This window comes from Pseudomonas sp. Pseusp10, from assembly GCF_059492225.1.
The window spans coordinates 5046354-5073059 of the sequence record NZ_CP168528.1 but is presented as its reverse complement, the minus strand read 5'-3'; the positions used below and the strand labels follow the sequence as shown (position 1 = coordinate 5073059).

Below are 26706 nucleotides of genomic sequence, written 5' to 3'. Positions count from 1 at the left end.
TAGAAAGCAACACCTGGCCCGTTTCCCCAGCGGGCTTTTTTTTGTCCGTCATAAAACCTTTTTCAAAAATGCTGTCCAACCGTCGCCAATCGCGAAGTTGGACCGGAGTGCTGGACTTTATCCGCGCAAAAGCATTCAATCTCGCCCCCCTTTTTGTGTACCCCTATTTTTGAGGTTTTTGTCATGCGTTTAACACTGCCTGCTCTGGTTCTGGGGCTTCTGGTTGCTCAAGGTGCAATGGCTGGTGACGGCACTGCCGCGCTGGGCGGTGGCTTGGGCGGCGCGTTGGGTAACGTGGTCGGCCAGAAAATGGGCGGCAGCACTGGCGCAGCGATTGGCGCGGGCGTGGCTGGCGCTGCGGGCAGCGCAGTTGCCGCCAAAAAAGGTCATCGCACCAGCGCTGCTATCGGTGGCGGTGTCGGCGCGGCCGGTGGTTCGGTGATCGGCAATAGCCTTGGCGGCAAGTCCGGTGCCACCATCGGTGCAGGCCTGGGCGGTGCATTGGGCGGCGGCGTAGGCAGCAACCTGGCCAATGGTCACAAGCGTCACTGATCCTGATTCAGATTTGAAAAAAGCCCGGCTTGATGCCGGGTTTTTTCATTTATGAACGTTTCACGCCGCAGCAGCTCAAATCTTCCATACCCTGGAAGAATGCGAGGCGTGCCATGAACCCGAAAACCAACGGCAAAAAAAACGGAAGCCTGAATGCTCGACTATTGATGGTGCCTGCGATTGTTTTTGGATTGCTGGTCTCTCAGGTCGCGCTGGCGGGAGGTAATGGAGATGCCGCGGTAGGCGGTGGTCTTGGTGGGGTGCTGGGCAACGTAGTCGGTGGTCAGGTGGGAGGCAGTACGGGCGCAGCGATTGGTGCAGGTGTCGGCGGAGCGGCCGGTAGTGCCATTGCCGCGCCCAAGCACAGTCGCACCGAGGCGGCGGTAGGTGGTGGTTTGGGCGCGGCGGGTGGATCGGTGGTCGGCAACAGTCTTGGCGGTTCGACCGGATCGGCTATCGGTGCAGGCCTGGGCGGTGCCGCCGGCGGTGCGGTCGGCAATAGTCTGGGGAGTGACAGCGGTCATTCCCATTCCGGTAACGGTTATAAACACTCGAACAAGCACCACAAAAAGCATCACTAGTTGAGCGAGGCATCCCATGACTGCGAAAAGCGAAGGCAAGGAAGAAAAGGGCCCGAGCGGACTGCCACCTATCAACGATCCCGGCAATGAAGATCCGGGATCGCTGATGGATGATGCGACGGTGCCGCTTAACGATGCTGATGATTTGGGCGATGTGGGGAATATCGAGTTTGAAGATGAGGAAGAGGACGAGGATTGATCGAATCGTGCTGGCGGATTGACCGGTTGTCTACCTGAGCGAACGCCCCCGTCGCCCAGTCCTCGGTATGTCATGGCCTGAGTCTGCGCGATGTGAGTATTGGTTTGGAGATTTTGGAGAGGGTGCATTGGGCTCCCCCTCATCAATCCTTGCCCCTCCCTCCCCATACGGCGCCGAGCATCCCGGCTGGTTCGCGTGCGGGTAATTCCCGCTCGCCCCCAACGGATCCACCCACTCCGTCAGGTTTTGGGTGTACTGATACGGATTCAACCCTCCGGCCAACTTGACCGGATCCGGCGTCAGATAACGACCGATGTCCGGATGGTAGTAGCGATGCCGGTTGTAGTGCAGGCCGCTCTCAACGTCGAAGTAATGCCCCTGAAACCGTAGCGGCTGTCCGAGTCGTTCGCCGTCGCGGTGGCTCAGTTCGCGGAGTTTGCCGTGGGCGGTGTACTTGGCCGACCAGACGATAGCCCCGCCGTAGCTGGTCAGTTCCTGCGGGGTGCCGAGGTGGTCGAGTTGGAAGTAGAACGGGCAGGCGTCTGCCCGACCTTTGCCGTCGAGCAGCACCAGCGGGCGCAAACAGCCGGGTTCGTAAACGTAACTGCGGTAGTGCCGGGGAGCGCTTTCGGCGATGAGCTGGTCGCCTTGCCAGAAGAATTGCGTGGTCTGGCCGTCGACGGTTTTGCGGATGCGTCGGCCGAAGGCGTCGTAGCGGTAGCTGGCACTTTTACCGTCCGGGCTGCGGACGCCGATCAGGCGATGCTGGCTGTCGTAGGAGTATTCGGTGACCTGGGGCGGCGTACCGCGGCGTACGCGGATCAGGTTGCCGAAGGCATCGTAGTCATAGTGGCTTTCGTAGCGGCGGCGCAGGTGGTTACCCTGGAGCACGCACGGGCCCGGGCGGTCGTGGATCAGCAGGTTGCCGGCCGGGTCGTGGGTGAAGTTCTCCGTGAACTGGTCGCGGGGGTGGCGTACGCCGGTCAGGCGGTCGAGCGCATCGTATTGATAGTGGCGTTCGCCGTGACGGCTGTCGGTAATCTGCAGGAGATTGCCCTTGGCGCTGTAGGCGTACTCGCGGCGGTACAGCTGTCGTTGCTTTTGGCTGACGGCATGGGCCTGCAAACGGCCCTGCTCGTCGTAGGCATAATCGCTGAGCAGCAGGCCCTGTTGGCGTTGCTGTTCGCGCCCGCCGACAAAACGATGACTGGTCAGACGCGTACCGTTGAGGTCGATGGCAGTCAGGGCGCCGCCCCGGGCATGGCGGTAATCGAGCACACAGCCGTCCGGCAGGCGCAGGCGCTTGAGCCGACCGCAGGTGTCGTAGCCGTAGCGCAGGGTGCTCCAGCCCTGATGCTCGGTGATCAGCCGGTCCTGGCGGTCATATTCGAACTCCAGCGGATGGTCTTGGCCGTCGTCGACGCTGATCAGCCGCCCGAGGCTGTCGTAGCGGTACTCGACCTTGACCCCGTCGGGCAGGGTCTTGAGCAATAAGCGTCCAGCGCTGTCGCGTTGGTACTGCGTGACGAGTTGTGAACCGTCGTCGCCGAACTCGGTTTTCTCCAGCAACTGGCCATTGCCATCATAGGCATACGCGCTACGACGGCCATCGAAGTCGATTTCCTGTCGGATCAATCCGCCCGGCGTGTAGTCCAGCCGATAGGTGTCGCCGACCTCGTTTTCGATCTCGGTGAGCAACAATTGCGCATGGTTGTAGCGGTATTTCAGTGCGCTGCCTTCGGGGTTGATCCGGCGGCTGACCAAGTGCAGGTCGTCGGCGTATTCGTAACGGGTCACCCGTCCCAGTTCGTCGGTTTCGGCGGTGACCTGGCCGTACGCATTGTAGCGCCAGGCGCGGTGGGCGCCGGTGGGCAGCGTGGTCCGGGTCAGTCGGCCCACCGCGTCCCACTCATAGCCGGTGACGGCACCGTGTTCGTCCTGCCGGGTAATCCGCCGTCCCAAGGCATCGTAGGAAAAAGTGCGCTGAGCACCGTCCGGCAGGATCTCCTCCAGCAATAGCCCCAAGGCATTCCAGACAAACCGGTGACCGCTCTGGTCGGGGAGGCGGATCGTCACCAGGCGCCCCTGCGGGTCGTAGATATAGCGGGTGATTTGCCCGTCTGGATCGGTGATGGCAGTGATGTCTCCCTGGGCATTGCGCTGAAAGGTCCGCGTTGCCTGACCCTGGGTGCAGGTGTGCAGCAAACCATGGCGATACTCGCAGGACCTGGGCGCCGCATCTGTTGCAAGCAACGCGATCAGCCGACCGACTTCGTCATAATGGTATTCGGTGACGGCGCCGAGGGCGTCCTGCTCGGCGATCAGATGGCCCTTATCGTCATAGGCCTTGTGCTGCTCACCGCCGTCCAGTCCAACCTGTCGCACCAGTCGTGCGCGGTCGTCATGAACGTAAACCTCTTCGCTACCGTCGGCGTTATTCACTGTCACGCAGCCTTGATCGTCCCAGACGTAATGCGCCTCCATCTGCGCAAATGAGGCCCAGTGACGAATGCAGCGGGCGGCTTTGCCGGAGCGTTCCCACGCCCAGAAAAAACTCGCGCCGCCGGCCAGTTGCCGTTGCAGAATGACGTTTTGCTCGTCGTAGTCGTAGCGCTCGCTTTCACCCGCCGCGTTGGTTGCCTCGATCAAACGCTGGCGGGCGTCGTAGCGGTAGCTGGCCAGTGTCTGCTCGGTGCGCCAGGTGGACGCCTCGGGATCACTGCGATGAAACACCTGATAGTCGATTGCCACCAGGTGCTTGACGTCGTAACGCAGCAACAAGGCGCGGTCGGCGCCATTGTCCAGGCGCTGAATCCGGTCAAAGCAGTCCCGCTGCACCGTCAGGCGGTTGCCGTAGGCGTCGCTGATCGCGCTGAGCCGGCTGTCATGAAAGTGGAGGAACCGCGCGCGGTCGCCGGCCAGGGCGAGGATCAGTTCGTCCGGCTCCTCGCCGAGGTAAATCGCCGCCCGCGACAGGTTGTTGTGGATCATCGGGCGCTCTGCCGTCGGTCGTGGAAAGGGCGTGCGGCGGTTTTCGGGGTCTATCCACAGCACCCGCCCGTCGTGGAGTTCCAGGTGCTGGGACAGCGAATGGCTCCAGCCAAGGCCGAGGCCGCTGTCGAGCTCGACGGCACTGGTGCGATAGACGCGGATGAGGTCGAACGGCAAGATCCCGTCGAGGGTACCGTCGGTAAGGGTCAGCAGTGCTTCGCCGGTTACCATCGACACCGAGCAGTTGTGGGTGGCAGTGCGCTCGACGGTGTCGGTGCTGTCGCCGTTGGGGTTTTTCGCCTGTTCGCAGGCGTCGTCGTGGTGTTCATGCTTGCCGGAGCGAAGTGTCAGAGGGCCGCTCGCGGGGCATGCCAATACCTTTTGGGGATCGAACATCTGCAGTCTTTCGCTTGGCGGAATGTGGAACGCGAAACTCTGCGGGGGATCGGTAACGAAAGAAGTCGGGAAAGGTGGCGCTCACTGTAGGGCGATTCGCTAAATCACGGAGGGCCATTTGGCGTTGATCGGGATTTCCTCGTTGCTCTAAGCCGGCGGCGCTCGCTATGCTGCTGAACCCTTTAATCCATTCGGGCATCGGCCGTACCTGCGCTGCCCGGGATGCCTTGGAAAACGGATCAGATGCGATGAATGCACCACTGAAAGCATTCGGCCCGATCAAGGCCGTGATTTTCGATATGGACGGCTTGTTGCTGGATACAGAGGGCATCTACACCGAAGTCACGTCCATCATTGCCGCGCGTTACGGCCGGACGTTCGACTGGAGCATCAAACAGAACATCATTGGCCGGGGCGCGGGCGATCTGGCGCGCTATGTGGTTCAAGCACTGGACTTGCCGATTACGGCGCAAGAGTTTCTGGTGATCCGCGAGCCGCTGATGCGCGAGCGTTTTCCTACAGCGCAAGCGATGCCTGGTGCACAGGAGTTGGTACGGCATCTGAAGGCCAACAACATTCCCATTGCCGTCGGCACCAGTTCTTCGAGCCAGTCGTTCGGCCAGAAAACCACCTTGCATCGCGACTGGTTCGCCTTGTTCGACTTCATCGTCACTGCCGATGATCCCGAGGTGGGCGCAGCCAAACCGGCACCGGATATTTTCCTGACGGCGGCGCGGCGTCTGGGCGTCGCGCCCGAGGATTGCCTGGTATTCGAGGATTCGCCCTTTGGTGTCACCGCGGCGAAAGCGGCGGGGATGACGGCGATTGCGATTCCGGATGCGGCAATGGCCGACGCAAAGTATGTACACGCCGATGGCATTCTTCGTACGTTAAAGGCGTTCGAACCGGGCGCTTTTGGTTTGCCTGCGCTTGAGTGGGCCTGACGAAAGAAAGTGTGGGAGCGGGCTTGCTCGCGAAGACGGTGAATCAGACGACATCAATGTTGCCTGACACACCGCCTTCGCGAGCAAGCCCGCTCCCACATTTGCTTTGCGTTCAACGCATCAGGCGCCGAAACCACCGTCGATGGTCAGGCTGGCCCCTGTGATATAGCCCGCTTCAGGGCTGACGAGGTAGGCGACGAAGCTGGCGATTTCTTCGGCCTTGCCGTAACGGCCCACGGCCATCAACGGAATCAGGCTTTCCGCAAAGTCACCGTGGGCCGGGTTCATGTCGGTGTCGACCGGACCCGGTTGCACGTTGTTGATGGTGATGCCTTGCGGGCCGAGATCACGGGCCAGGCCCTTGGTCAGGCCGACCAGCGCCGACTTGCTCATGGCGTACGGGCCGCCACCGGCGAAAGGCATGCGATCGGCGTTGGTGCTGCCGATGTTGATGATGCGACCGCCTTCGGTCATGTGTTTGGCGGCGGCCTGGGTGGCGATGAACACGCTGCGCACGTTGATGGCCAGGGTCTGGTCGAAGTCTTCGAGTTTGAACTCGGCCAGCGGTGCGACAGCCAGTACGCCAGCATTGTTGACCAGGATATCCAGTCGACCGAAGGTCTCTACCGTGGCGGACACGGCACCGCGAATCGCGTCGGCGTCGGCGCTGTCGGCCTTGATGGCCAGGGCCTTGCCGCCCTTGGCGGTGATGCTGTCTTGCAGTTCTTCAGCTTTGGCCGCCGAGCTGACATAAGTGAAGGCAACGGTTGCGCCTTCAGCAGCCAGGCGCTTGACGATGGCTGCGCCGATGCCGCGGGAACCACCTTGAATCAATGCCACTTTGCCGCTGAGGTTCTGAGTAGTCATGTCGATCTCCAAGTCCCGAGGCGAGATGTCCCGGTTGATGGAGCCTAGTATCAGTTCTGGATTACCTGCCGTGTAGACCATGGTTGCGATAGTCTGTGTAAACCAAAAGTTTATAGTGGTTCCTATGGAAACCTTCAGCAGTATTGAATGCTTTGTGCGCAGTGCCGAGGTCGGCAGCTTTGCTGAAGCGGCGCGGCGCTTGAGCCTGACGCCGGCGGCGGTGGGCAAGAGCGTTGCCAAGCTCGAGGCGCGCCTGGGTGTCAGATTGTTCCAGCGCAGCACTCGCAGCCTGACGCTGACGGAAGCCGGTCAGTTGTTTCTCGGCGAAGTCAGCAGCAGCCTGCACACCATCCAGAATGCCGTGGCCAATCTCGCCAGCGCCGGAGGGCAGCCGGCGGGCACCTTGAAAGTCAGCATGGGGACGGTATTCGGCTGCTTGTACATTGTGCCGATGCTCGGCGAGTTTCTGCGGCGATTCCCGGCGATCAACCCGGACTGGCACTTCGATAACCGTCAGGTCGATCTGATCGGGCAGGGGTTCGACGCGGCAATCGGTGGCGGCTTCGAACTGCCCCAGGGCGTGGTTGCACGCAGGTTGAGCCCGGCGCATCGGGTGTTGGTGGCTGCGAAGGACTACCTGGAGACACATGTGGCGATCAGCGAGCCAGATGACCTCAAGCACCATGACGGGATTCTGATCCGCTCGCCGCAAACCGGTCGTGTGCGCTCCTGGCAATTGACACATCGCCATCAGCACCATAGCCCGTTGACGCTCAAGGCCCGGATGACCATGAGCGACTCCGAGGCAGCCTGCGCCACGGCAGTGCAGGGCCTGGGCATTGCGCTGGTGAGCATGCCGTTTGCGGTGGGCTATCTGGAAACGGGCCGGTTGCAGCGAGTGTTGCCGGACTGGTACATCGACGACGGCTACACCTCCATCTATTACGCCGAACACAAGCTTTTGCCCGGCAAGACCCGGGCGTTTGTCGATTTCATCATTGAACAGTTTGCCGAGCGGGGGTTGGGGCAGAGGTTTAGTGCTCTTTGAGCACGTCTTGAAACCGAGGGGCGGCCATCGCGAGCAAGCTCGCTCCCACAGGGGATTTGTGAGCGTCGCAGATCCAGTGTGGGAGCGAGCTTGCTCGCGATGGCCGCGCCGCGGTCTACCGGGCAAACCGCCCCGGCCAGCCAATGATGTTTTTCGGCCGCGGCGTCGCATAGGTCCGCACCTTCGAGGTCGACAGCCCCAGTCGCACCAATGACTCGGCAATGGTCACCGCCGCCGTCACCCCATCCACCACCGGTACCCCGGTACGTCGGCGAATCTGCTCGTCCAGCCCGGCCATGCCGCCGCAGCCCAGACAAATCACTTCGGCCTTGTCCTGGGTCACTGCCAGTTCGGCCTGATGCACGATGGCCTCCAGTGCGCGCTGCGGTTCGTGCTCCAGTTCCAGCACTGCCAAACCACTGGCCCGTACCGAGGCGCAACGGTCCCACAGGCCGGAGAGTTTGAGGCGATCTTCGATCAGCGGCACGGTGCGGTCGAGGGTGGTAACCACGGAATAGGCGTGACCGAGAAACATCGCCGTGCTGGCGGCGGCATCGGTGATGTCCACCACCGGGACATTGAGCAGTTCCTGCAAGCCTTCACGGCCGTGCTCGCCGTAGCCGGCCTGGATCACCGCGTCGAATGGCTGGTCGTAGGACATCACCCGGTCCATGACCGCGATGGCCGCCAGGTAACTTTCGAAATTGCCTTCGATGGAGTCGGCGCCGAAGTGCGGGGTGAGGCCGACGATTTCCGTGCCGGGTGAGGCCACGGCCTGCGCCGAGCGGGCGATGGCCTGGGTGATGGATTCGGTGGTGTTGACGTTGACCACGAGAATACGCATGGGGAGTCCTTATTGCGGATGGTTCTGCGGCCCGACATTGCCGGGCCGCCATGGAGTTAATGGCTGACGTTTTCGACCGCGATGGCTTCACCGCTGACGTCGGCGTAGTGCGGTTGACGCTTGGCGATGATCAGGTAGAGCATCCCGGCGATGCCGGCACCAATCAGCCAGGAGAACGGCGACACGCTGTGGAACCCCGGCACCAGGGCCAGGACGATGGCGATCAGGGCGGCGGGAATGAACGCCGCCACGGCGCGCAAATTGACCCCGCGGCTGTAGTAATAAGGGCCGTTCGGGTCTTCGCTGTACAACTGCGGCACGTTGACCTGGCCTTTTCGAACCAGCCAGTAGTCGACCATGATCACCCCGTACAACGGGCCGAGCAGGGCACCGAGGCCGGAAAGGAAATACACGATCACCAGCGGGCTGTTGTAGAGATTCCACGGCAGGATCAGCACGGCGATGGTCGCGCTGATCAGCCCGGCGCGGCGGAAGGTCAGGTACTTGGGCGCCAGGTTGCTGAGCACGAACGCCGGGGCGACGAAGTTGGCCATGATATTCACCGCCACGGTGACGATCAGGAACGCCAGGCAACCAAGCACCAGGAAGAAGGTGTTGGGGATCGAGGCGATGATTTCGGTCGGGCTTTCGATGATCCGGCCATTGATCTGAAATTGCGCGCCGCACAGCAGGACGGTGATGCTGGCGAACACCAGAATATTTACCGGCAAGCCCCAGAAATTTCCGACCTTGATGGTTTTACGGCACGGCGAAGAACGGGCGAAGTCGCAGAAGTTGAGGATCAAGGTGCCGTAGATCGCCAGCCACAGTGCGCCACCGGCAAAGATGTTGCGCCACATCTCACCGCCAGTCAGCGGCTCACGGATCGACCAGGCGATGGTCGCATCGGCCTGGGTGTACATCCACGCGGCGAGGGCGGCGACGGTCAGCAGAATCACCGGGCCGGCAAACGCCTCGTAGCGCCGCACCATCTCCATGCCATAGGCAAGGATCGCCAGTTGCACGAACCAGATCGCCACGAAACACACCCAGCCCAGGGTCGACAGGCCGAGGATCGAGTTGTGGTCGTAGTCGGCGAACCCGGGATGGACCGCCGTCAACAACACGCGAAACACCACCGAGGCCAGGTACGTCTGAATACCGAACCAGGCAATGGCGATAACGGCGCGGATCAATGCAGGAATTTGCGCACCGTGGATGCCGAAACTGATCCGGCTGATGACCGGAAATGGAACCCCGGTTTTCTGGCCCATATAGCCGGACAAGTTCATGAAGCAATACACCAGCGCCGCACCGATCCCCAGGGACAACAGGATCTGCCAGCCGCCCAGGCCCAGGGCATACAGGCCGATGGCAAACGAGTAGTTGGCAATGTTGTGAACGTCGTTGGTCCACAGGGCAAAGATGCTGTAGCGGCCCCAGCGCCGGCCTTCGGCCTTGGTCGGCGCCAGGTCCTTGTTGTGCAGTCGGGGGCTGAGCACCACGGGGACGTGATGCGCCTGATTGTCGATCGAGTGAGTGGAATGGGAGGAGGGTAGATCCAGCGCGATGTTGTTATTGGAGAGACTAGTACGCATTCCGGCAGGCTCCTGATGCTCGACTCCGCGATGACTGTGCATGAGCGTTGGCTCGACAAATCTTCGTCGCGGGTGGCGAATATCATTGGTTACGGGGCATCTGCAGCCTGTACGGGATAGGGCGCTTCAGGCTTGCGGATCTAAAGTGTGTGTATGTTTTGAGTTGATTGTATACAAAACATGTATGCACTTAAGCCAGATCCATGCCAGGCGGAAGTTCTATGAAAGGCACTGCTCATTTCGTTTTGTTATGGCTTTTCGCCAAGTTACTGAAAAATAATCAATATAAATTGACTGTTTGATCAGGTATTTATTTTCAGGAGGGGATTCAGGAGGGAGTGGCGGCGCTAGGGAGGCGGAGGAATGTAACTTTTGGGGGCGCAGAAACAAAAAGTGCACACATAAATGGCACTGATGGTGACATTCGTGTGTACACATTTTTTGAAGCTGCAGATAACACTGTAGGAGCGAGCCTGCTCGCGATGGTCGTCAACGATAACGCGGGGTGCCTGATACCCGGCTGCGTTCTCGGGTTCATCGCGAGCAGGCTCGCTCCTACAGTGGGTTTACGCTTTGGATTTGCTGATGATATTCCCGGCATGCAACCCGCATTCTTTCTGCGTCGCTTCTTCCCACCACCAGCGGCCTTCGCGCTCATGCTGGTTCGGCAGCACCGGGCGGGTGCAGGGCTCGCAGCCGATGCTGATGAAACCCCGTTCGTGCAGGCTGTTGTAAGGCAGTTCCAGCATGCGGATGTAGCCCCAGATCTCTTCGCTGGTCATTTGCGCCAGCGGGTTGAATTTGTACAGGGTGCGTTCCGGGGTGGAGAACGCGGTGTCGATTTCCATCACCGCAACGGCGCTGCGGGTGCCGGGGCTCTGGTCCCGACGCTGGCCGGTGGCCCAGGCTTTCACGCCGGACAGCTTGCGGCGCAGCGGTTCGATCTTGCGGATGCCGCAGCATTCGCCATGGCCGTCCTTGTAGAAGCTGAACAGGCCTTTTTCCTTCACGAACGGTTCGAGCTTCGTGTAGTCCGGCGATACCAGTTCGATGTCGATCTTGTAGTGCTCGCGCACCTGATCGATGAAGCGATAGGTCTCGGGGTGCAGGCGGCCGGTGTCGAGGCTGAATACCTTGACGTTTTTGTTCAGCTTCCAGGCCATGTCCACCAGCACCACGTCCTCGGCACCGCTGAAAGATATCCACAGGTCATCGCCGAACTCGGCAAACGCGAGTTTCAGGATGTCCTGGGCGGATTTGTTGGCATAGGTCGTGGCGAGTTCCACGACGTCGAACGTTGGGCTCATCAGGGCGGCTTCCTACAGGTCGGTGGCGCTGGGCGCTCTATATGGGTCGATGGTAACAAAAAGCTGCACGGGCCGGGGCATCCTCTGCGTTGCGCAGGCAGGTCCGAGTCGCTAGAGTTCGGCAGTCTTTTTGCTCGCTCGACTCAATAATCAATACAAATGGGAGTGTCTTGTGGAAATTGCCTGTCTGGATCTTGAAGGTGTGCTGGTCCCGGAAATCTGGATCGCCTTCGCCGAAAAAACCGGGATCGAATCCCTCAGGGCCACCACCCGGGACATTCCCGACTATGACGTGCTGATGAAGCAACGCCTGCGGATTCTCGACGAGCACGGCCTGAAGCTCTCCGACATTCAGGAAGTGATCGCCACGCTCAAGCCGCTGGACGGCGCCATCGAATTCGTCGACTGGCTGCGTGAGCGCTTCCAGGTGGTGATTCTGTCGGACACTTTCTATGAGTTCTCCCAGCCGCTGATGCGTCAACTGGGCTTCCCGACCTTGCTCTGCCATCGTCTGATTACTGACGACAGCGGGAGAGTCACTGGCTACCAGTTGCGTCAGAAAGATCCCAAGCGTCAGTCAGTCCTGGCCTTCAAGAGCCTCTACTACCGGGTGATCGCGGCGGGGGATTCCTACAACGACACCACGATGCTGGGCGAGGCCGATGCCGGGATTCTGTTCCATGCGCCGGATAACGTGATCGCCGAGTTCCCGCAGTTCCCGGCGGTGCACACGTTTGAAGCGTTGAAGCAGGAGTTCATCAAGGCTTCGAACCGGACGTTGAGTCTGTAGTCGCCTGGTCTGACGCCTTCGCGGGCAAGCCCGCTCCCACAGGTATTGCGGTGAACCTGTAGGAGCGAGCCGGCTCCGGGCGGCGATCCGACGATGTTTTTAAAGATTCTGCAGGGTATCGAGCAGCACCTTCACCTTGGTGATCGATTCCTGATATTCGGCCTGCCACTCCGAGTCCGCGACAATCCCGCCACCGCCCCAGCAACACACCTGCCCGTCCTTGACCAGCAAACTACGGATGGCGATGGAGCTGTCCATCTCGCCGCGCACGTCCAGGTAGACCAATGAACCGCAATACAGTCCGCGTCGGGTCGGTTCCAGCTCATCGATGATCTGCATGGCGCGAATCTTTGGCGCACCGGTAATCGAGCCGCCGGGAAAGCTGCCGGCAATCAGGTCCAGGGCATCGCGCTCATCCGCCAGTTCACCGGTGACGCTGCTCACCAGGTGATGCACGTTCGGATAGCTTTCCAGGCTGAACAACTCCGGCACCCGTACCGAGCCGGTGCGACAGGTGCGACCGAGGTCATTGCGCAGCAGATCGACGATCATCAGGTTTTCTGCGCGGTCCTTGGGGCTGGCCAGCAGTTCGGCGGCGTTCGCCGCGTCTTGCTCAGGCGTCAGGCCCCGGGGTCGAGTGCCCTTGATCGGGCGGGTTTCCACATGGCGCTGGCTGACTTTGACGAAGCGTTCCGGCGACAGGCTGAGTACGGCATCGCCGTCAGGCAAGCTCTGGAAACCGGAAAAAGGCGTCGGGCACGCAGCGCGCAGCGCGCAGTAAGCGGTCCACGGATCACCCTGGCAGGGCGCACGAAAACGCTGGGCGAAGTTGACCTGATAACAGTCACCGGCCTGTATGTATTGCTGGATGCGCTCGATTGCCTGTTGATACTGGTCAGCGCTCAAGTCGGCAGTCATCGGTGTGAGCAGTTTGAAGGGCGCGCCCACTTCCGCTGCGGGCTGGCTGAACAGGTCGGTCAGGCGCTGACGCTCGCTGTCCGGCAGAGTCGGGTGGAACACCAATTGACTGGTCAACGAATGGTGATCGCTGATCAATGCCCAGCCGTACAAGCCGAAACGCGCGTCAGGCAGTTGCAGGTCGTCCCGAGCCTGGCTCGGCAGGCGCTCCAGATGTCGGCCGAAGTCGTAACTCAGGTAGCCGATCAATCCACCGGCAAACGGCAATTCATAAGGTGCCGGCAGAGTGGCTTCGCCCAGGCGTGTCAGGTTATCGCGCAGGCGTTGCAGGAAAGCGTCGCCACTTTCGTCGGGCGATACCGTCAGTTGCTCCAATGGCCAGGCGCTGAGCAGGTCATAGCGACCGCGGTCGGCGCTGGGGCGGCCACTGTCGAGCAGCACGGCACCGGGGGCATGGCGAATCGCCGCGAAGTACTCGGCGGGGTTGGCGCGATAGGGCAGCGGGTGTACGGAGCAGGTCAACATGGGCGGGGGAAGTCAGCCATCGAGGCGGGGTGGCGATTGTAGTCCCCTCGGAGAATTGCTCCTAGAGGGGATGTCGGGGATTGGCAGATTGGGGGTGGGATTGAGGGGGCGGTGACTGTGAAACCGCTATCGCGAGCAAGCTCGCTCCCACAGGGGGGGCGCCGTCCTTGTGGGAGCGAGCTTGCTCGCGATAGGCGCAACTCGGTTTCGGATCAACCCTCGACCGCGGGAATATGCCCAAACATCTCCTGTACAAACGCCACGCGCTCTTCGACCGTTTCGGTCACGCCACGGGCCTTCAGGTCTGCCAGTCGTGCTTCCACTGCATGAGTACGCAACGTCAGCCCGCAGTCATTGGCAATCTGGATGTTCAGCCCCGGTCGGGCGTTGAGCTCAAGAATCAGCGGGCCTTTTTCCTGGTCCAGGACCATGTCGACACCGATGTAGCCCAGCCCGCACAACTCATGACAGCCAGCGGCGAGTTTCATGAAACCGTCCCAGTAGGGCAGTTGCACGCCGTCTACAGCATTGGTGGTGTCCGGGTGTTTGTTGATGATGTTGTTCAGCCAGGTGCCGCGCAGGGTCAGGCCGGTGGCCAGGTCCACGCCGACGCCGATGGCGCCCTGGTGCAGGTTGGCCTTGCCGTTGGACTGACGCGTCGGCAGACGCAACATGGCCATCACCGGGTAACCCATCAAGACAATGATGCGAATATCCGGCACGCCTTCATAACTGATGCTCTTGAAGATCTGGTCCGGAATCACGCGGTATTCGATCAGCGCCCGGTCGCGGTGACCTCCCAGGGAGTACAGGCCGGTCAGGATGCTGGAAATCTGATGCTCGATTTCTTCATGGCTGATGATCCGGCCGGACACCGAGCGATATCGGCCTTCAAAGCGGTCGGCGATCACCAGGATGCCATCTCCGCCCGCGCCCTGGGCCGGTTTGATCACGAAGTCACTACGTCCGCCGATGATCTCCTCGAGATTATCGATTTCCTTTTCGGTGGAGATCACGCCATACAGCTCGGGCACATGGATGCCGGCAGCGATGGCGCGCTCCTTGGTGATGATCTTGTCATCGACGATCGGATACAGGCTGCGCTTGTTGTACTTGAGCACGTAGTCTGCGTTGCGCCGGTTGATCCCCATGATGCCCCGGGCTTCCAGGGCCTTCCAGGTCTTCCAGAAGCCGAACATCAGGCGTCAGCCTCTTTCAGGAAGGCCTTGAAACGCACCAGTTCGGTCAGGCGATAACCGCGATAACGACCCATGGCCAGCATGAAGGCCACCAGGATCAGCAGGATCGCCGGGAAGGTGAACACGAAGTACACCAGTTCCGGCACGGTCATGATCAGGTGCGCCAGGGACGCGGCGAACAGCGTGCCGATGGCCACTTTCATGGCATGGCCGCCGCCGCGCTCTTCCCAGGTGATCGACAGGCGTTCGATGGTCATGGTCAGGATCACCATCGGGAACAGCGCCACCGACAAGCCACGCTCAAGGCCGAGTTTATGGCTGAACAGGCTGATCGCCGCAATCAACATCACCACGAACGTCAGCACCACCGACAATCTCGGCAGCATTTGCAGTTTCAGGTGTTCGAGGTAGGAGCGCAGCGACAGGCCCAGCGCCGTGATGATGGTAAACAGCGCGATACCGAAGCCGAGTTGGGTTTCGCGGAAGGCCAGGGCGATCAGCACCGGGGTGAAGGTGCCCAGTGTCTGGATGCCGATCAGGTTGCGCAGGATCAGGATCACCAGTACGCCGATCGGGATCATCACCATGATCATGAAGGTCTGCTGGGTTTCCAGCGGCAGGCCGTACAGCGAGTACTCGAGGAAGTTGGCGTCGGTGTTTTCGTCGGTCAGCTTGGCCAGGCGAATGGCGTTCATTTCGCTGTTGTTCAGGCTGAAGGTCACGTTGGCTTTCTTGCCGCCATCGACGGTGATCAGGTTTTCGTCGCCGGTCCACCACAGCAGGCGGTCGGTCGGTAGGCCCTGTTCACCGGTTTCCGGGTTGAAGTACAGCCAGTCGGTGCCGTTGAAGCTGCGCAGCCACAGTTCCGGTATTTGCGGTTGGTCGGCCACCAGGCGGATGGTGTGGACTTTTTCGATCGGGACGTGGGCGATGGACAGCAACAACTCGACGATTTTCGCCTTGTGCGCCGTGGACGGATCACCGGCCAGCAGCAGTTTCACGTTGTCATCGTTGAGGTTGTTGACCCGCTTGATGGCTTCGCCGACGAAGGTTTCGACGTCGGCCGAGTGCTGGCGGATCGGTGCGAGCAGGGCTTCGGCGGCGATTTTTTCCGGCCCTTCGATGGTCATGCTGTCGCGAAAGGTCGGGCCTTTGATCTTGGCTTTCTCACCGGAATAACGCTTGGTCAGCACTAGGCGGTAATACAGCGTCTGATTGCCTTTGGCCCGGCGTGCCGACCAGGTGACCTTGCGGTTGCCGTCGACCCGGTTCACGGCCACGCCGTAGTTATTGGAAATGAAGCTCTCGTTGAGGCTGACGAAGTCGCGGCTCAGCGGTGGCACGAACATCTGGATCTTGACCGGGTCCTTGGCACTGGCGACGAACTCGACCTTGGCGTCGATATTCCACAGGTCGTCAGTGGCGTCTTCGGTCACCGGGATGCCCAGGACGAAGATCTGATAGGCCGTAACTGAAATGCCCAGCACCACCAGGATGGCGATCAGCAGTTTCAGATGAAGGGTAAGAGAGCGCATTGAAATTACTCGGCGGTATGAGCGTCGGTGGTGCAGGCGGGTTTGCCGGCAGCATATTTAAGGCTGGGGTCGACCAGTGCATCGAAACGTTTGAGCGCTTCGGAGCCAATCAGTAGCGGGTATTGGAAAGCGCTGCGGTCGGTCAGGTTCACTTCGATGCTGCGCAGGGCCGAGCCCATGCAGATGTCCAGTTCGATCACCGGGCGGGCGGTGTACTTCTTGCCTTCCTCCGGGTCGTAGTCGCCGGCCCGGCGCTTGATCTTGCTGACACGGGCCAGCGGGCGTTCGATCGGGTGCGAATGGGCGGCGTCGATGGCCAGATAAAAACGCACCCACGACTCGCCGTTGCGCTTGAAGCGTTTGATATCCCGTGCACTCAGGGACGCGGTTTTCGCCCCGGTGTCGAGTTTGGCCGCCACTTCCAGATCGATGCCATTGAGCGATGCGTACTCATTAAGGCCATACACGGTCTTTTCCCCGGCCATTGCGAAACCGGGCAGGCAAAGGAAATAAAGGAAGGTGGGGAAGGGCTTGAGTCTCATAAATCCTGATGCGCAGCGGTCCGACTTGATTCAAGGCCCTGGCATCGCTGCGCAAGCTCCCTCGTATGCCTATCAGGGTTTTATGACAGACAGTGCAGATGTGACAAACAAATGCGGGCGGCATTCTAGCACGGTGGTTTGATGGCGCCAGCGCTGGCCGGTGGCTATAAATAGACGGGTTGCTTCGTTATGGTGCAGCCGGTTATCAGAAGATTGTCGACAATATCGATTTATGCTTTGACTGTGGCGCCAGTATTCGCTAGTTTTTGCGGCACTGGCTCACAAGGTGTCGACAATATGCTGGATCAACTCGATCCCCCGGTTTCTACGCAAGACGATACGGAGACACTTTCCGAGAACGTCTTCCGACGCATTCAGGCGGCTATCGTCAAAGGCGAGATCGCGCCGGGCAGCAAAATCTCCGAGCCGGAACTGGCGCGCACCTACGGCATCAGCCGTGGTCCGTTGCGTGAGGCTATCCACCGTCTGGAGGGCCAGCGCCTGCTGGTTCGCGTACCGCATGTCGGCGCGCGGGTGGTGTCGCTCAATCACGCCGAGCTGCTGGAGCTATACGAAATCCGCGAATCCCTGGAAGGCATGGCCTGTCGCCTGGCCGCCGAGCGCATGAGCGTCGAAGAAATCGACGAGCTGCGTCGGGTGCTGGAAACCCACGAGCGCGATGAGGCGTTTCAGGCAGGTAGAGGCTACTACCAACAGGAAGGCGATTTTGACTTCCACTATCGAATCATCCAGGGCAGCGGCAACCGCACGCTGACCCAAATGCTCTGCGGCGAGCTTTATCAACTGGTGCGCATGTACCGCATCCAGTTTTCCACCACGCCCAATCGCCCACATCAGGCTTTCGCCGAGCACCACCGCATTCTCGATGCCATCGCCGACCGTGACGGTGAGCTGGCCGAGTTGTTGATGCGCCGTCACATCGGCGCCTCCAAACGCAATATCGCCCGTCACTACCAGGACGGCGTCAACCCGACAGCCAAACGAGGTGAGTCATGAGTTTGAACAAGAGCACTCCAGGCCAGCGTTTCCGCGATGCGGTCGCCAGCGAACATCCACTGCAAGTGGTCGGCGCGATCAACGCCAACCACGCGCTGCTGGCCAAGCGCGCCGGTTTCAAGGCGATCTACCTGTCGGGTGGCGGGGTGGCTGCCGGCTCCCTTGGCGTGCCTGACCTGGGCATCACCGGCCTGGATGACGTGCTGACCGACGTGCGCCGTATCACCGATGTTTGCGACCTGCCGCTGCTGGTGGACGTGGACACCGGTTTCGGTTCCTCGGCGTTCAACGTTGCTCGCACCGTCAAGTCGATGATCAAGTTCGGCGCGGCGGCGATTCACATCGAAGACCAGGTCGGCGCCAAGCGTTGCGGCCACCGTCCTAATAAAGAAATCGTGACCCAGCAGGAAATGGTCGACCGCATCAAGGCAGCCGTCGATGCGCGTACCGATGACAGCTTTGTGATCATGGCCCGTACCGACGCCCTGGCGGTGGAGGGGCTGGAGTCAGCCCTGGATCGCGCCGCGGCGTGCATCGAGGCCGGCGCCGACATGGTGTTCCCGGAAGCCATCACTGAGCTGGAAATGTACAAGCTGTTCGCCAGCCGTGTGAAAGCGCCGATCCTGGCCAACATCACCGAGTTCGGCGCAACACCGCTGTACACCACCGAACAACTGGCAGCTGCCGATGTATCGCTGGTGCTGTACCCGCTGTCGGCGTTCCGTGCCATGAACAAGGCTGCAGAAAACGTTTACACCGCAATCCGTCGCGATGGCACGCAACAGAACGTCATCGACACCATGCAGACGCGCATGGAGCTTTACGATCGCATCGACTACCACACCTTCGAGCAGAAGCTCGATGCGTTGTTTGCGTCAAAGAAATAATTGTAGGAGCGAGCTCGCTCGCGATGGTCGCTAACGATGACGCGGGAAAATTGGTACCCCGCGGTGTACGGTCCACCATCGCGAGCAAGCTCGCTCCTACAGAGGTCGGGGTGAATCCCGATCAATAAATTTGCCGATTCCCTAACAAATTCAAGATTGGAGACAGCAATGGCCGAAGCAAAAGTACTCAGTGGCGCCGGGCTCCGTGGCCAGGTTGCCGGGCAAACCGCACTGTCCACCGTGGGCCAGTCGGGTGCCGGTCTGACCTATCGTGGTTACGACGTTCGTGAACTGGCGGCTGACGCGCAGTTTGAAGAAGTCGCTTACCTGCTGTTGTACGGCGAGCTGCCGAACAAAGCGCAACTGAACGCCTACATCAGCAAGCTGAGCAAGCTGCGTGACCTGCCGCAAGCGCTCAAAGAAGTGCTGGAGCGCATCCCTGCCGACGCCCACCCGATGGACGTGATGCGCACTGGCTGTTCGTTCCTGGGCAACCTCGAGCCAGAGAGCAACTTCTCCGAGCAGCATGACAAGACCGACCGCCTGCTGGCCGCGTTCCCGGCGATCATGACTTACTGGTATCGCTTCAGCCACGAAGGCAAGCGCATCGACTGCGTGAGCGACGAGCAGTCCATCGGCGGCCACTTCCTGCACCTGTTGCACGGCAAGAAACCAAGCGAGCTGCACGTCAAGGTGATGAACGTTTCGCTGATCCTCTACGCGGAGCACGAGTTCAACGCGTCGACCTTCACCGCACGTGTGTGCGCGTCGACCCTGTCCGACCTGTATTCGTGCATCACCGCGGCCATCGGCTCGCTGCGCGGCCCGCTGCACGGCGGTGCCAACGAAGCGGCGATGGAAATGATCGAGCGTTTCTCGTCGCCGGAAGAGGCGATCAAAGGCACCCTCGGCATGCTCGAGCGCAAGGACAAGATCATGGGCTTCGGCCACGCGATCTATAAGGACAACGATCCGCGCAACGAGGTGATCAAGGGCTGGTCGAAAAAACTCGCTGACGAAGTGGGCGACAAGGTGTTGTTCCCGGTGTCCGAGGCCATCGACAAGACCATGTGGGAGCAGAAGAAACTGTTCCCGAACGCCGACTTCTACCATGCCTCGGCGTACCACTTCATGGGCATCCCGACCAAGTTGTTCACACCGATTTTCGTCTGCTCGCGCCTGACCGGCTGGGCCGCACACGTGTACGAACAACGCGCCAACAACCGCATCATCCGTCCAAGCGCCGAATACACCGGCGTTGAACAGCGCAAGTTCGTACCAATCGAACAACGCTGAATGGTGGAGGTCGGCACCGGGATCTGAGTTCAACGCAGATCCCTGTAGGAGCGAGCCTGCTCGCGATGGAATGTCATTCACATTGGTGTCGACTGACACACCATCGCGAGCAAGCTCGCTCCTACAGTGGATTGCGTTGATTTCGAATTCGGTGCCAGGCCCCGCCCTTTGTAACTACCGTGACCGAGTCCTGACGATGAACACAAAATTCCGTAAACCGCTGCCGGGCAGCCACCTGGATTACTTCGATGTCCGCGCAGCGGTCGAGGCGATCCAGCCTGGCGCCTACGACACCCTGCCGTACACCTCCCGTGTGCTGGCGGAAAACCTTGTGCGTCGCTGCGACCCGGCCACGCTCACCGAATCCCTGAAACAATTCATCGAACGCAAGCGCGACCTCGACTTCCCGTGGTTCCCGGCCCGCGTGGTGTGCCACGACATTCTCGGTCAGACCGCGCTGGTCGACCTCGCCGGCCTGCGTGACGCCATCGCCCTGCAAGGTGGTGACCCGGCGCAAGTCAACCCGGTGGTGCCGACGCAGTTGATCGTCGACCACTCCCTGGCCGTCGAGCGCGGTGGTTTCGATCCGGAGGCGTTCGAAAAGAACCGCGCCATCGAAGACCGTCGCAACGAAGACCGTTTCCACTTCATCAACTGGACCAAGAAGGCGTTCAAGAACGTCGACGTGATCCCGCCGGGCAACGGCATCATGCACCAGATCAACCTGGAGAAAATGTCTCCGGTGATTCAGGTGCGCGATGGCGTGGCTTTCCCCGACACCTGCGTAGGCACCGACAGCCACACCCCGCACGTTGATGCGCTGGGCGTGATCGCCATCGGTGTCGGTGGCCTCGAAGCCGAAAGCGTGATGCTCGGCCGCGCCTCCTGGATGCGTCTGCCGGAAAGCGTTGGCGTCGAACTGACCGGCAAGCTGCAACCGGGTATCACCGCCACCGACATGGTGCTGGCGCTGACCGAGTTCCTGCGCAAGCAAAAAGTGGTTGGCGCATGGCTGGAGTTCTTCGGCGAAGGCGCCTCCGCGCTGACCCTCGGCGACCGCGCGACCATTTCCAACATGGCCCCGGAATACGGCGCCACCGCAGCAATGTTCTACATCGACCAGCAGACCATCGACTACCTCAAGCTCACCGGCCGTGAAGACGAGCAGGTACAGTTGGTCGAGAACTACGCCAAACAGGTCGGCCTGTGGGCTGACAGCCTGAAAGGCGCGCAATACGAGCGCGGCCTGACGTTCGACCTGTCCTCGGTGGTGCGCAACATGGCCGGCCCGAGCAACCCGCACGCCCGTGTAGCGGTTTCCGATTTGGCGGCCAAAGGCATCTCCGGTCAGTGGGAAGACGTGCCTGGCCAGATGCCGGACGGCGCGGTGATCATCGCCGCCATCACCAGTTGCACCAACACCAGCAACCCGCGCAACGTGATCGCCGCCGGCCTGCTGGCGCGCAACGCCAACAAGCTCGGCCTGACCCGCAAGCCATGGGTCAAGTCGTCCCTGGCACCGGGCTCCAAAACCGTGGCGCTGTACCTCGATGAAGCCGGCCTGACCGAAGAGCTGGACAAGCTCGGCTTTGGCGTCGTGGCTTTCGCCTGCACCACGTGCAACGGCATGTCCGGCGCACTGGATCCGGTGATTCAGCAAGAGATCATCGACCGCGACCTGTACGCCACTGCGGTGTTGTCCGGCAACCGTAACTTCGACGGGCGGATTCACCCGTACGCCAAGCAAGCGTTCCTCGCATCGCCGCCATTGGTGGTTGCTTACGCCATCGCCGGCACCATCCGTTTCGACATCGAGAAGGATGTGCTGGGCGTGGTCGACGGCAAGGAAATCCGCTTGAAAGACATCTGGCCAAGCGACGAAGAAATCGACGCAGTCGTGAAAGCCTCGGTCAAACCCGAGCAGTTCCGTCAGGTCTACATTCCGATGTTCGCCATCCACGAAGACACCGGCCCGAAAGTCGCGCCGCTGTACGAGTGGCGCGAGATGAGCACCTACATCCGCCGTCCTCCGTACTGGGAAGGTGCGCTGGCCGGTGCTCGTCCGCTCAAGGGCATGCGCCCGCTGGCGGTACTGCCGGACAACATCACCACCGATCACTTGTCGCCATCCAACGCGATCATGTTGGACAGCGCCGCCGGCGAATACCTGGCGAAAATGGGCCTGCCGGAGGAGGACTTCAACTCTTACGCGACGCACCGCGGTGACCACCTGACGGCGCAGCGCGCAACCTTCGCCAACCCGAAACTGTTCAACGAAATGGTTCAGGAAAACGGCAAGGTCAAGCAGGGTTCGCTGGCCCGTGTCGAGCCGGAAGGCAAAGTGATGCGCATGTGGGAAGCCATCGAAACCTACATGGATCGCAAGCAGCCGCTGATCATCATCGCCGGCGCGGACTACGGTCAGGGTTCGTCCCGCGACTGGGCGGCCAAGGGCGTGCGTCTGGCGGGTGTGGAGGCGATTGCCGCCGAAGGCTTCGAGCGCATTCACCGCACTAACCTGGTGGGCATGGGCGTGTTGCCGCTGGAGTTCAAACCGGGCACCAACCGCCACACCCTGACTATCGACGGCAGCGAAACCTACGACGTGATCGGTGATCGCACTCCGCGCGCCGAGCTGACGCTGGTGATCCATCGCAAGAACGGCGAACGCGTCGAAGTGCCGGTGACCTGCCGCCTCGACACCGCCGAAGAAGTGTCGATCTACGAGGCCGGCGGCGTGCTGCAACGCTTCGCCCAGGACTTCCTCGAAGAGTCGGCGGTTGCCGTTTAACGCACGCAATACAGACACGGGACTTCAAGTCCCGTGTCTGCTTTCAGATCAGGAGTAACGAGCACCATGGCTCACGCAGCTACGTTTCCAAAGCAAATAAGGATACCCGCCACTTACATGCGCGGCGGCACCAGCAAAGGCGTGTTCTTCAGTCTCAAGGACCTGCCCGAAGTGGCACAGGTTCCAGGCCCGGCCCGCGACGCTTTGCTGCTACGCGTGATCGGCAGCCCCGACCCGTACGACAAACAAATCGACGGCATGGGCGGCGCGACCTCCAGTACCAGCAAAACCGTGATCCTGTCGAAAAGCACCAAGGCCGATCACGATGTCGATTACCTGTTCGGTCAGGTGTCCATCGACAAGCCCTTCGTGGACTGGAGCGGCAACTGCGGCAACCTGTCGGCGGCGGTTGGCTCGTTCGCCGTCAGCAACGGCCTGGTGGACGCCAGCCGTATCCCGCACAACGGCGTGGCGGTGGTTCGCGTGTGGCAGGCCAACATTGGCAAGACCATCATCGCCCACGTGCCGATCACCAATGGTGAAGTGCAGGAAACCGGTGATTTCGAACTCGACGGCGTGACCTTTCCGGCGGCCGAAGTGCAACTCGAATTCCTTGACCCGGCGGCAGAAGAGGAGGGCGCGGGTGGTTCGATGTTCCCCACCGGCAACCTGATCGATGAACTGGAAGTGCCAGGCGTCGGCACCTTCAAGGCGACCATGATCAACGCCGGCATCCCGACGATTTTCGTCAATGCCGAAGACATCGGCTACAAGGGCACCGAGTTGCAGGGCGCGATCAACGGCGACCCGAAAGCCTTGCTGATGTTCGAGACCATCCGCGCTTACGGCGCATTGCGGATGGGCCTGATTTCCAACATCGACGAAGCGGCCAAACGCCAACACACACCGAAAGTGGCGTTCGTTGCCAAGCCGGCGGACTACGTGGCGTCCAGCGGCAAGGCGATTGGCGCAGGTGACGTCGACCTGCTGGTGCGTGCACTGTCCATGGGCAAATTGCACCACGCGATGATGGGTACGGCGGCGGTGGCGATCGGCACGGCGGCGGCGATTTCCGGCACTCTGGTGAACCTTGCGGCAGGTGGTATCGAACGCAACGCGGTGCGCTTCGGCCACCCGTCCGGCACCTTGCGCGTCGGCGCCGAGGCTAGCCTCGTGAACGGCGAGTGGACGGTGAACAAAGCCATCATGAGCCGCAGTGCGCGGGTGTTGATGGAAGGGTTTGTGCGGGTGCCGGGGGATTCGTTCTGATCCATACCCTCTGTAGGAGCGAGCCTGCTCGCGATGGATCTGAGAGCACCACGGGGTGTCAGGCACCCAGCGTTATCGTTGACGACCATCGCGAGCAAGGCTCGCTCCTACAAGAGTGAATTGAACATGAGTGCCAACGTCGACCTGAACAACCGCCCCGACTACGACAAGGTCCTGCAGGACATTGCCGATTACGTGTTGAACTACAAGGTCGAGTCCAAAGAAGCTCTGGACACCGCCCGCAACTGCCTGATCGATACCTTGGGTTGCGGCCTGCTGGCCCTGCGCTTTCCCGAATGCACCAAGCACCTGGGACCTGTGGTCGAAGGCACCGTCGTGCCGTTCGGCGCCCGGGTTCCCGGCACTTCTTATCGGCTCGATCCGGTGAAGGCGGCTTGGGATATCGGCTGCATCGTGCGCTGGCTCGACTACAACGACACCTGGCTTGCGGCCGAGTGGGGACATCCGTCGGATAACCTCGGCGGCATTCTTGCGGTGGCCGATCACCTGTCGCAAAAGCGCCTGGCCAATGGCGAGGCGCCGCTGACCGTGCGTACGGTACTTGAGGCGATGATCATGGCCCACGAGATCCAGGGCGTGATCGCCCTGGAAAACTCGTTCAACCGTGTCGGCCTCGATCACGTGATTCTGGTGAAAGTCGCCTCGACCGCGGTCACGGCCTGGCTGATGGGTGCCAATCGTGAGCAGTTGCTGTCGGCGCTGTCTCACGCCTTTGCTGATGGTCAGGCCTTGCGCACGTACCGGCATGCGCCGAATGCCGGCTCGCGCAAGTCCTGGGCGGCGGGCGATGCGTCCAGTCGTGGCGTGCGCCTGGCGGATATTGCGATGCGTGGCGAGATGGGTATTCCTGGTGTGTTGAGTGCCAGGCAGTGGGGCTTTTACGACGTACTGTTCAGTCACACCAACAATGATCTGGCGCTCAAGCCTGAAGATAAGCGGGCATTCAGTTTTTCGCGGCCGTACGGCAGCTATGTGATGGAAAACGTGCTGTTCAAGATCAGTTTTCCCGCCGAGTTCCACGCGCAAACGGCCTGCGAGGCGGCAGTGACGCTACATCCGCAAGTGCGTGATCGTCTGCATGAAATCGACAAGATCGTCATCACCACCCATGAATCGGCGATCCGCATCATTTCCAAGGTCGGCCCGTTGGCCAATGCCGCCGACCGCGATCATTGCATCCAGTACATGACTGCCGTGCCGCTGGCATTCGGCAACCTGGTGGCCGAACACTACGAAGACGATTTCCACAGGGCGCATCCGCTCATCGATGTGCTACGCGACAAGATGGTTATCGTCGAAGAGCCGCGTTACACCCGTGAATACCTGGAGGCGGATAAACGCTCGATTGCCAATGCGCTGCAGGTGTTTTTCAAGGATGGGTCCAGCACTGAGAATGTGGTGGTGGAATACCCGATCGGGCATCGGCGGCGGCGGGCTGAAGGAATTCCATTGCTGGAGGAGAAATTCAGGGCGAACTTGCTGACACGATTCACTGGTCAGCGTAGCGAGGAGATTTTCGCGCTGTGCAAGGATCAGCAGAAACTTGAGGCGACACCGGTGAACCGGTTCGTGGATTTGTTTGTTATCTAGGGGACCGCGTTATCGTTCAATCGCGAGCAAGCTCGCTCCCACAGTTGATTTGTGTGCACCGCAATTCCTCTGTGGGAGCGAGCCTGCTCGCGATGAGGCCGGAACAGGCGCCGAAAAACTATTTGAATCGCCGCTCGACGCCCTTTTCCACCAGAATCTTCGCGGAGATCTCTTCCACGGAAAAATGCGTGGAGTTGATGTGCGGGATGTTTTCGCGGCGGAACAGGTTCTCGACCTCGCGCACTTCGAACTCGCACTGGGCGTAGCTCGAATAGCGGCTGTTGGGTTTGCGCTCGTTGCGGATCGCGGTGAGGCGGTCGGGGTCGATGGTCAGGCCGAACAGCTTGTGCTGGTGGGCGCGCAGGGCGTTTGGCAGTTGCAGGCGTTCCATGTCGTCTTCGGTCAGCGGGTAGTTGGCTGCGCGGATACCGAATTGCATCGCCATGTACAGGCACGTCGGCGTCTTACCACATCGCGACACGCCCACTAGTATCAGGTCGGCCTTGTCGTAATAGTGCGTGCGGGCACCGTCGTCGTTGTCGAGGGCGAAGTTAACGGCCTCGATACGCTCCATGTAATTGGTGTTGGCACCAATGGAGTGGGACTTGCCCACGGTGTAGGAAGAATGCTCGGTCAGTTCCTGTTCAAGCGGTGCCAGGAACGTCGAGAAAATGTCGATCATGAAACCATTCGAGGTTGCGAGAATCTCACGAATGTCCTGATTGACGATGGTGTCGAAGATAATCGGACGGAAGCCGTCGATTTCGGCGGCTTTGTTGATTTGTTGTACCATGGCCCGCGCTTTGTCCACGTTGTCGATGTACGGCCGCGTGACTTTGCTGAAGGTAATGTTTTCGAACTGCGCCAGAAGGCTTTGACCCAGGGTTTCGGCGGTAATGCCGGTACCATCGGAGATAAAGAAAGCAGATCGTTTCATTTGCACCTTGGGCCTTAAGCTAGTGACGAATCTTGGATATGATAGGCGCGGTTTGCCGGCCG

Annotated in this window: 22 protein-coding genes; 12 read left to right on the top strand and 10 right to left on the bottom strand. The window is 60.6% G+C overall.

Features of this window, described 5'->3' with window-relative positions:
- The first annotated feature begins 183 nt into the window (after window positions 1-183).
- The 3 genes from ACEN8Z_RS23030 to ACEN8Z_RS23020 all read left to right on the top strand — a co-directional run bounded on the left by ACEN8Z_RS23030 (window position 184) and on the right by ACEN8Z_RS23020 (window position 1332).
- Window positions 184-552, top strand: coding sequence for a hypothetical protein (locus ACEN8Z_RS23030; protein WP_007988063.1), 369 nt, complete (start codon window positions 184-186; stop codon window positions 550-552).
- 167 nt (window positions 553-719) lie between these two features.
- Entirely contained in the window at window positions 720-1133 is a 414-nt protein-coding gene (locus tag ACEN8Z_RS23025) for a hypothetical protein (protein ID WP_495598181.1), read from the top strand.
- A 16-nt stretch (window positions 1134-1149) separates the two neighbouring features.
- Complete coding sequence (locus ACEN8Z_RS23020) at window positions 1150-1332, top strand: hypothetical protein (protein ID WP_007993040.1); 183 nt, start codon at window positions 1150-1152, stop codon at window positions 1330-1332.
- Window positions 1333-1362: 30 nt separating this feature from the next.
- On the opposite strand, the gene ACEN8Z_RS23015 is transcribed toward ACEN8Z_RS23020, so the two are convergent.
- A complete protein-coding gene (locus ACEN8Z_RS23015) occupies window positions 1363-4719 on the bottom strand; it encodes an RHS repeat-associated core domain-containing protein (protein ID WP_495595788.1) in 3357 nt (1118 codons plus the stop codon).
- 248 nt (window positions 4720-4967) lie between these two features.
- On the opposite strand from ACEN8Z_RS23015, the gene ACEN8Z_RS23010 reads away from it, so the two are divergent.
- Complete coding sequence (locus ACEN8Z_RS23010; RefSeq protein ID WP_495595787.1) at window positions 4968-5663, top strand: HAD-IA family hydrolase; 696 nt, start codon at window positions 4968-4970, stop codon at window positions 5661-5663.
- A gap of 120 nt (window positions 5664-5783) precedes the next feature.
- On the opposite strand, the gene ACEN8Z_RS23005 is transcribed toward ACEN8Z_RS23010, so the two are convergent.
- A complete protein-coding gene (locus tag ACEN8Z_RS23005; protein WP_033051845.1) occupies window positions 5784-6530 on the bottom strand; it encodes a 3-oxoacyl-ACP reductase family protein in 747 nt (248 codons plus the stop codon).
- A gap of 124 nt (window positions 6531-6654) precedes the next feature.
- Between ACEN8Z_RS23005 and ACEN8Z_RS23000 the strand changes: the two genes are divergently transcribed.
- Window positions 6655-7578, top strand: a complete 924-nt coding sequence (locus ACEN8Z_RS23000; RefSeq protein WP_495595786.1) for a LysR family transcriptional regulator — start codon at window positions 6655-6657, stop codon at window positions 7576-7578.
- 115 nt (window positions 7579-7693) lie between these two features.
- Here ACEN8Z_RS23000 and ACEN8Z_RS22995 read toward each other — a convergent pair whose 3' ends face one another.
- The 3 genes from ACEN8Z_RS22995 to ACEN8Z_RS22985 form a co-directional block, all read right to left on the bottom strand.
- The gene (locus ACEN8Z_RS22995; RefSeq protein ID WP_007988885.1) at window positions 7694-8422 is read right to left on the bottom strand and encodes an aspartate/glutamate racemase family protein; all 729 of its coding nucleotides are present in this window, start codon (window positions 8420-8422) and stop codon (window positions 7694-7696) included.
- Between the two features lie 56 nt (window positions 8423-8478).
- Window positions 8479-10020, bottom strand: a complete 1542-nt coding sequence (locus tag ACEN8Z_RS22990; protein ID WP_495595785.1) for an NCS1 family nucleobase:cation symporter-1 — start codon at window positions 10018-10020, stop codon at window positions 8479-8481.
- A gap of 566 nt (window positions 10021-10586) precedes the next feature.
- Complete coding sequence (locus tag ACEN8Z_RS22985) at window positions 10587-11327, bottom strand: phosphoadenylyl-sulfate reductase (RefSeq protein WP_007971943.1); 741 nt, start codon at window positions 11325-11327, stop codon at window positions 10587-10589.
- A 172-nt stretch (window positions 11328-11499) separates the two neighbouring features.
- Between ACEN8Z_RS22985 and thrH the strand changes: the two genes are divergently transcribed.
- A complete protein-coding gene (gene thrH / locus ACEN8Z_RS22980) occupies window positions 11500-12117 on the top strand; it encodes a bifunctional phosphoserine phosphatase/homoserine phosphotransferase ThrH (RefSeq protein WP_253561814.1) in 618 nt (205 codons plus the stop codon).
- Window positions 12118-12216: 99 nt separating this feature from the next.
- Here the strand turns inward: thrH and pabB are convergent, their stop codons facing one another.
- The 4 genes from pabB to rloA all read right to left on the bottom strand — a co-directional run bounded on the left by pabB (window position 12217) and on the right by rloA (window position 16836).
- Complete coding sequence (pabB, locus tag ACEN8Z_RS22975) at window positions 12217-13560, bottom strand: aminodeoxychorismate synthase component I (protein ID WP_495595784.1); 1344 nt, start codon at window positions 13558-13560, stop codon at window positions 12217-12219.
- Between the two features lie 212 nt (window positions 13561-13772).
- Complete coding sequence (locus ACEN8Z_RS22970) at window positions 13773-14759, bottom strand: alpha-L-glutamate ligase-like protein (protein ID WP_495595783.1); 987 nt, start codon at window positions 14757-14759, stop codon at window positions 13773-13775.
- Window positions 14759-16294: an osmotic stress tolerance membrane protein RloB gene (gene rloB, locus ACEN8Z_RS22965; RefSeq protein ID WP_495595782.1), complete on the bottom strand. Its 1536-nt coding sequence runs from the start codon at window positions 16292-16294 to the stop codon at window positions 14759-14761. Before rloB ends, ACEN8Z_RS22970 begins: the two co-directional genes overlap by 1 nt.
- Window positions 16295-16299: 5 nt before the next feature.
- Window positions 16300-16836 (bottom strand): retropepsin-like aspartic peptidase RloA, encoded by a 537-nt coding sequence (gene rloA, locus ACEN8Z_RS22960; protein WP_046042906.1) that lies wholly within the window; start codon window positions 16834-16836, stop codon window positions 16300-16302.
- Between the two features lie 297 nt (window positions 16837-17133).
- Here rloA and ACEN8Z_RS22955 point away from each other — a divergent pair, with 297 nt between their 5' ends.
- From ACEN8Z_RS22955 to prpD, 6 genes are all read left to right on the top strand, one after another.
- The gene (locus ACEN8Z_RS22955) at window positions 17134-17853 is read left to right on the top strand and encodes a GntR family transcriptional regulator (protein ID WP_007993019.1); all 720 of its coding nucleotides are present in this window, start codon (window positions 17134-17136) and stop codon (window positions 17851-17853) included.
- On the top strand, window positions 17850-18740 hold the full coding sequence (gene prpB, locus ACEN8Z_RS22950) for a methylisocitrate lyase (RefSeq protein WP_007988902.1): 891 nt from the start codon (window positions 17850-17852) through the stop codon (window positions 18738-18740). Before ACEN8Z_RS22955 ends, prpB begins: the two co-directional genes overlap by 4 nt.
- 168 nt (window positions 18741-18908) lie before the next feature.
- Window positions 18909-20036 (top strand): bifunctional 2-methylcitrate synthase/citrate synthase, encoded by a 1128-nt coding sequence (prpC, locus tag ACEN8Z_RS22945; protein ID WP_495595781.1) that lies wholly within the window; start codon window positions 18909-18911, stop codon window positions 20034-20036.
- Window positions 20037-20232: 196 nt separating this feature from the next.
- On the top strand, window positions 20233-22827 hold the full coding sequence (acnD, locus tag ACEN8Z_RS22940; RefSeq protein ID WP_495595780.1) for a Fe/S-dependent 2-methylisocitrate dehydratase AcnD: 2595 nt from the start codon (window positions 20233-20235) through the stop codon (window positions 22825-22827).
- A 66-nt stretch (window positions 22828-22893) separates the two neighbouring features.
- Complete coding sequence (prpF, locus tag ACEN8Z_RS22935; RefSeq protein WP_495595779.1) at window positions 22894-24096, top strand: 2-methylaconitate cis-trans isomerase PrpF; 1203 nt, start codon at window positions 22894-22896, stop codon at window positions 24094-24096.
- Between the two features lie 126 nt (window positions 24097-24222).
- Window positions 24223-25707 (top strand): 2-methylcitrate dehydratase, encoded by a 1485-nt coding sequence (gene prpD, locus ACEN8Z_RS22930; RefSeq protein ID WP_495595778.1) that lies wholly within the window; start codon window positions 24223-24225, stop codon window positions 25705-25707.
- A gap of 118 nt (window positions 25708-25825) precedes the next feature.
- On the opposite strand, the gene ppsR is transcribed toward prpD, so the two are convergent.
- On the bottom strand, window positions 25826-26644 hold the full coding sequence (gene ppsR, locus ACEN8Z_RS22925) for a posphoenolpyruvate synthetase regulatory kinase/phosphorylase PpsR (RefSeq protein ID WP_495595777.1): 819 nt from the start codon (window positions 26642-26644) through the stop codon (window positions 25826-25828).
- Window positions 26645-26706: the final 62 nt, after the last annotated feature.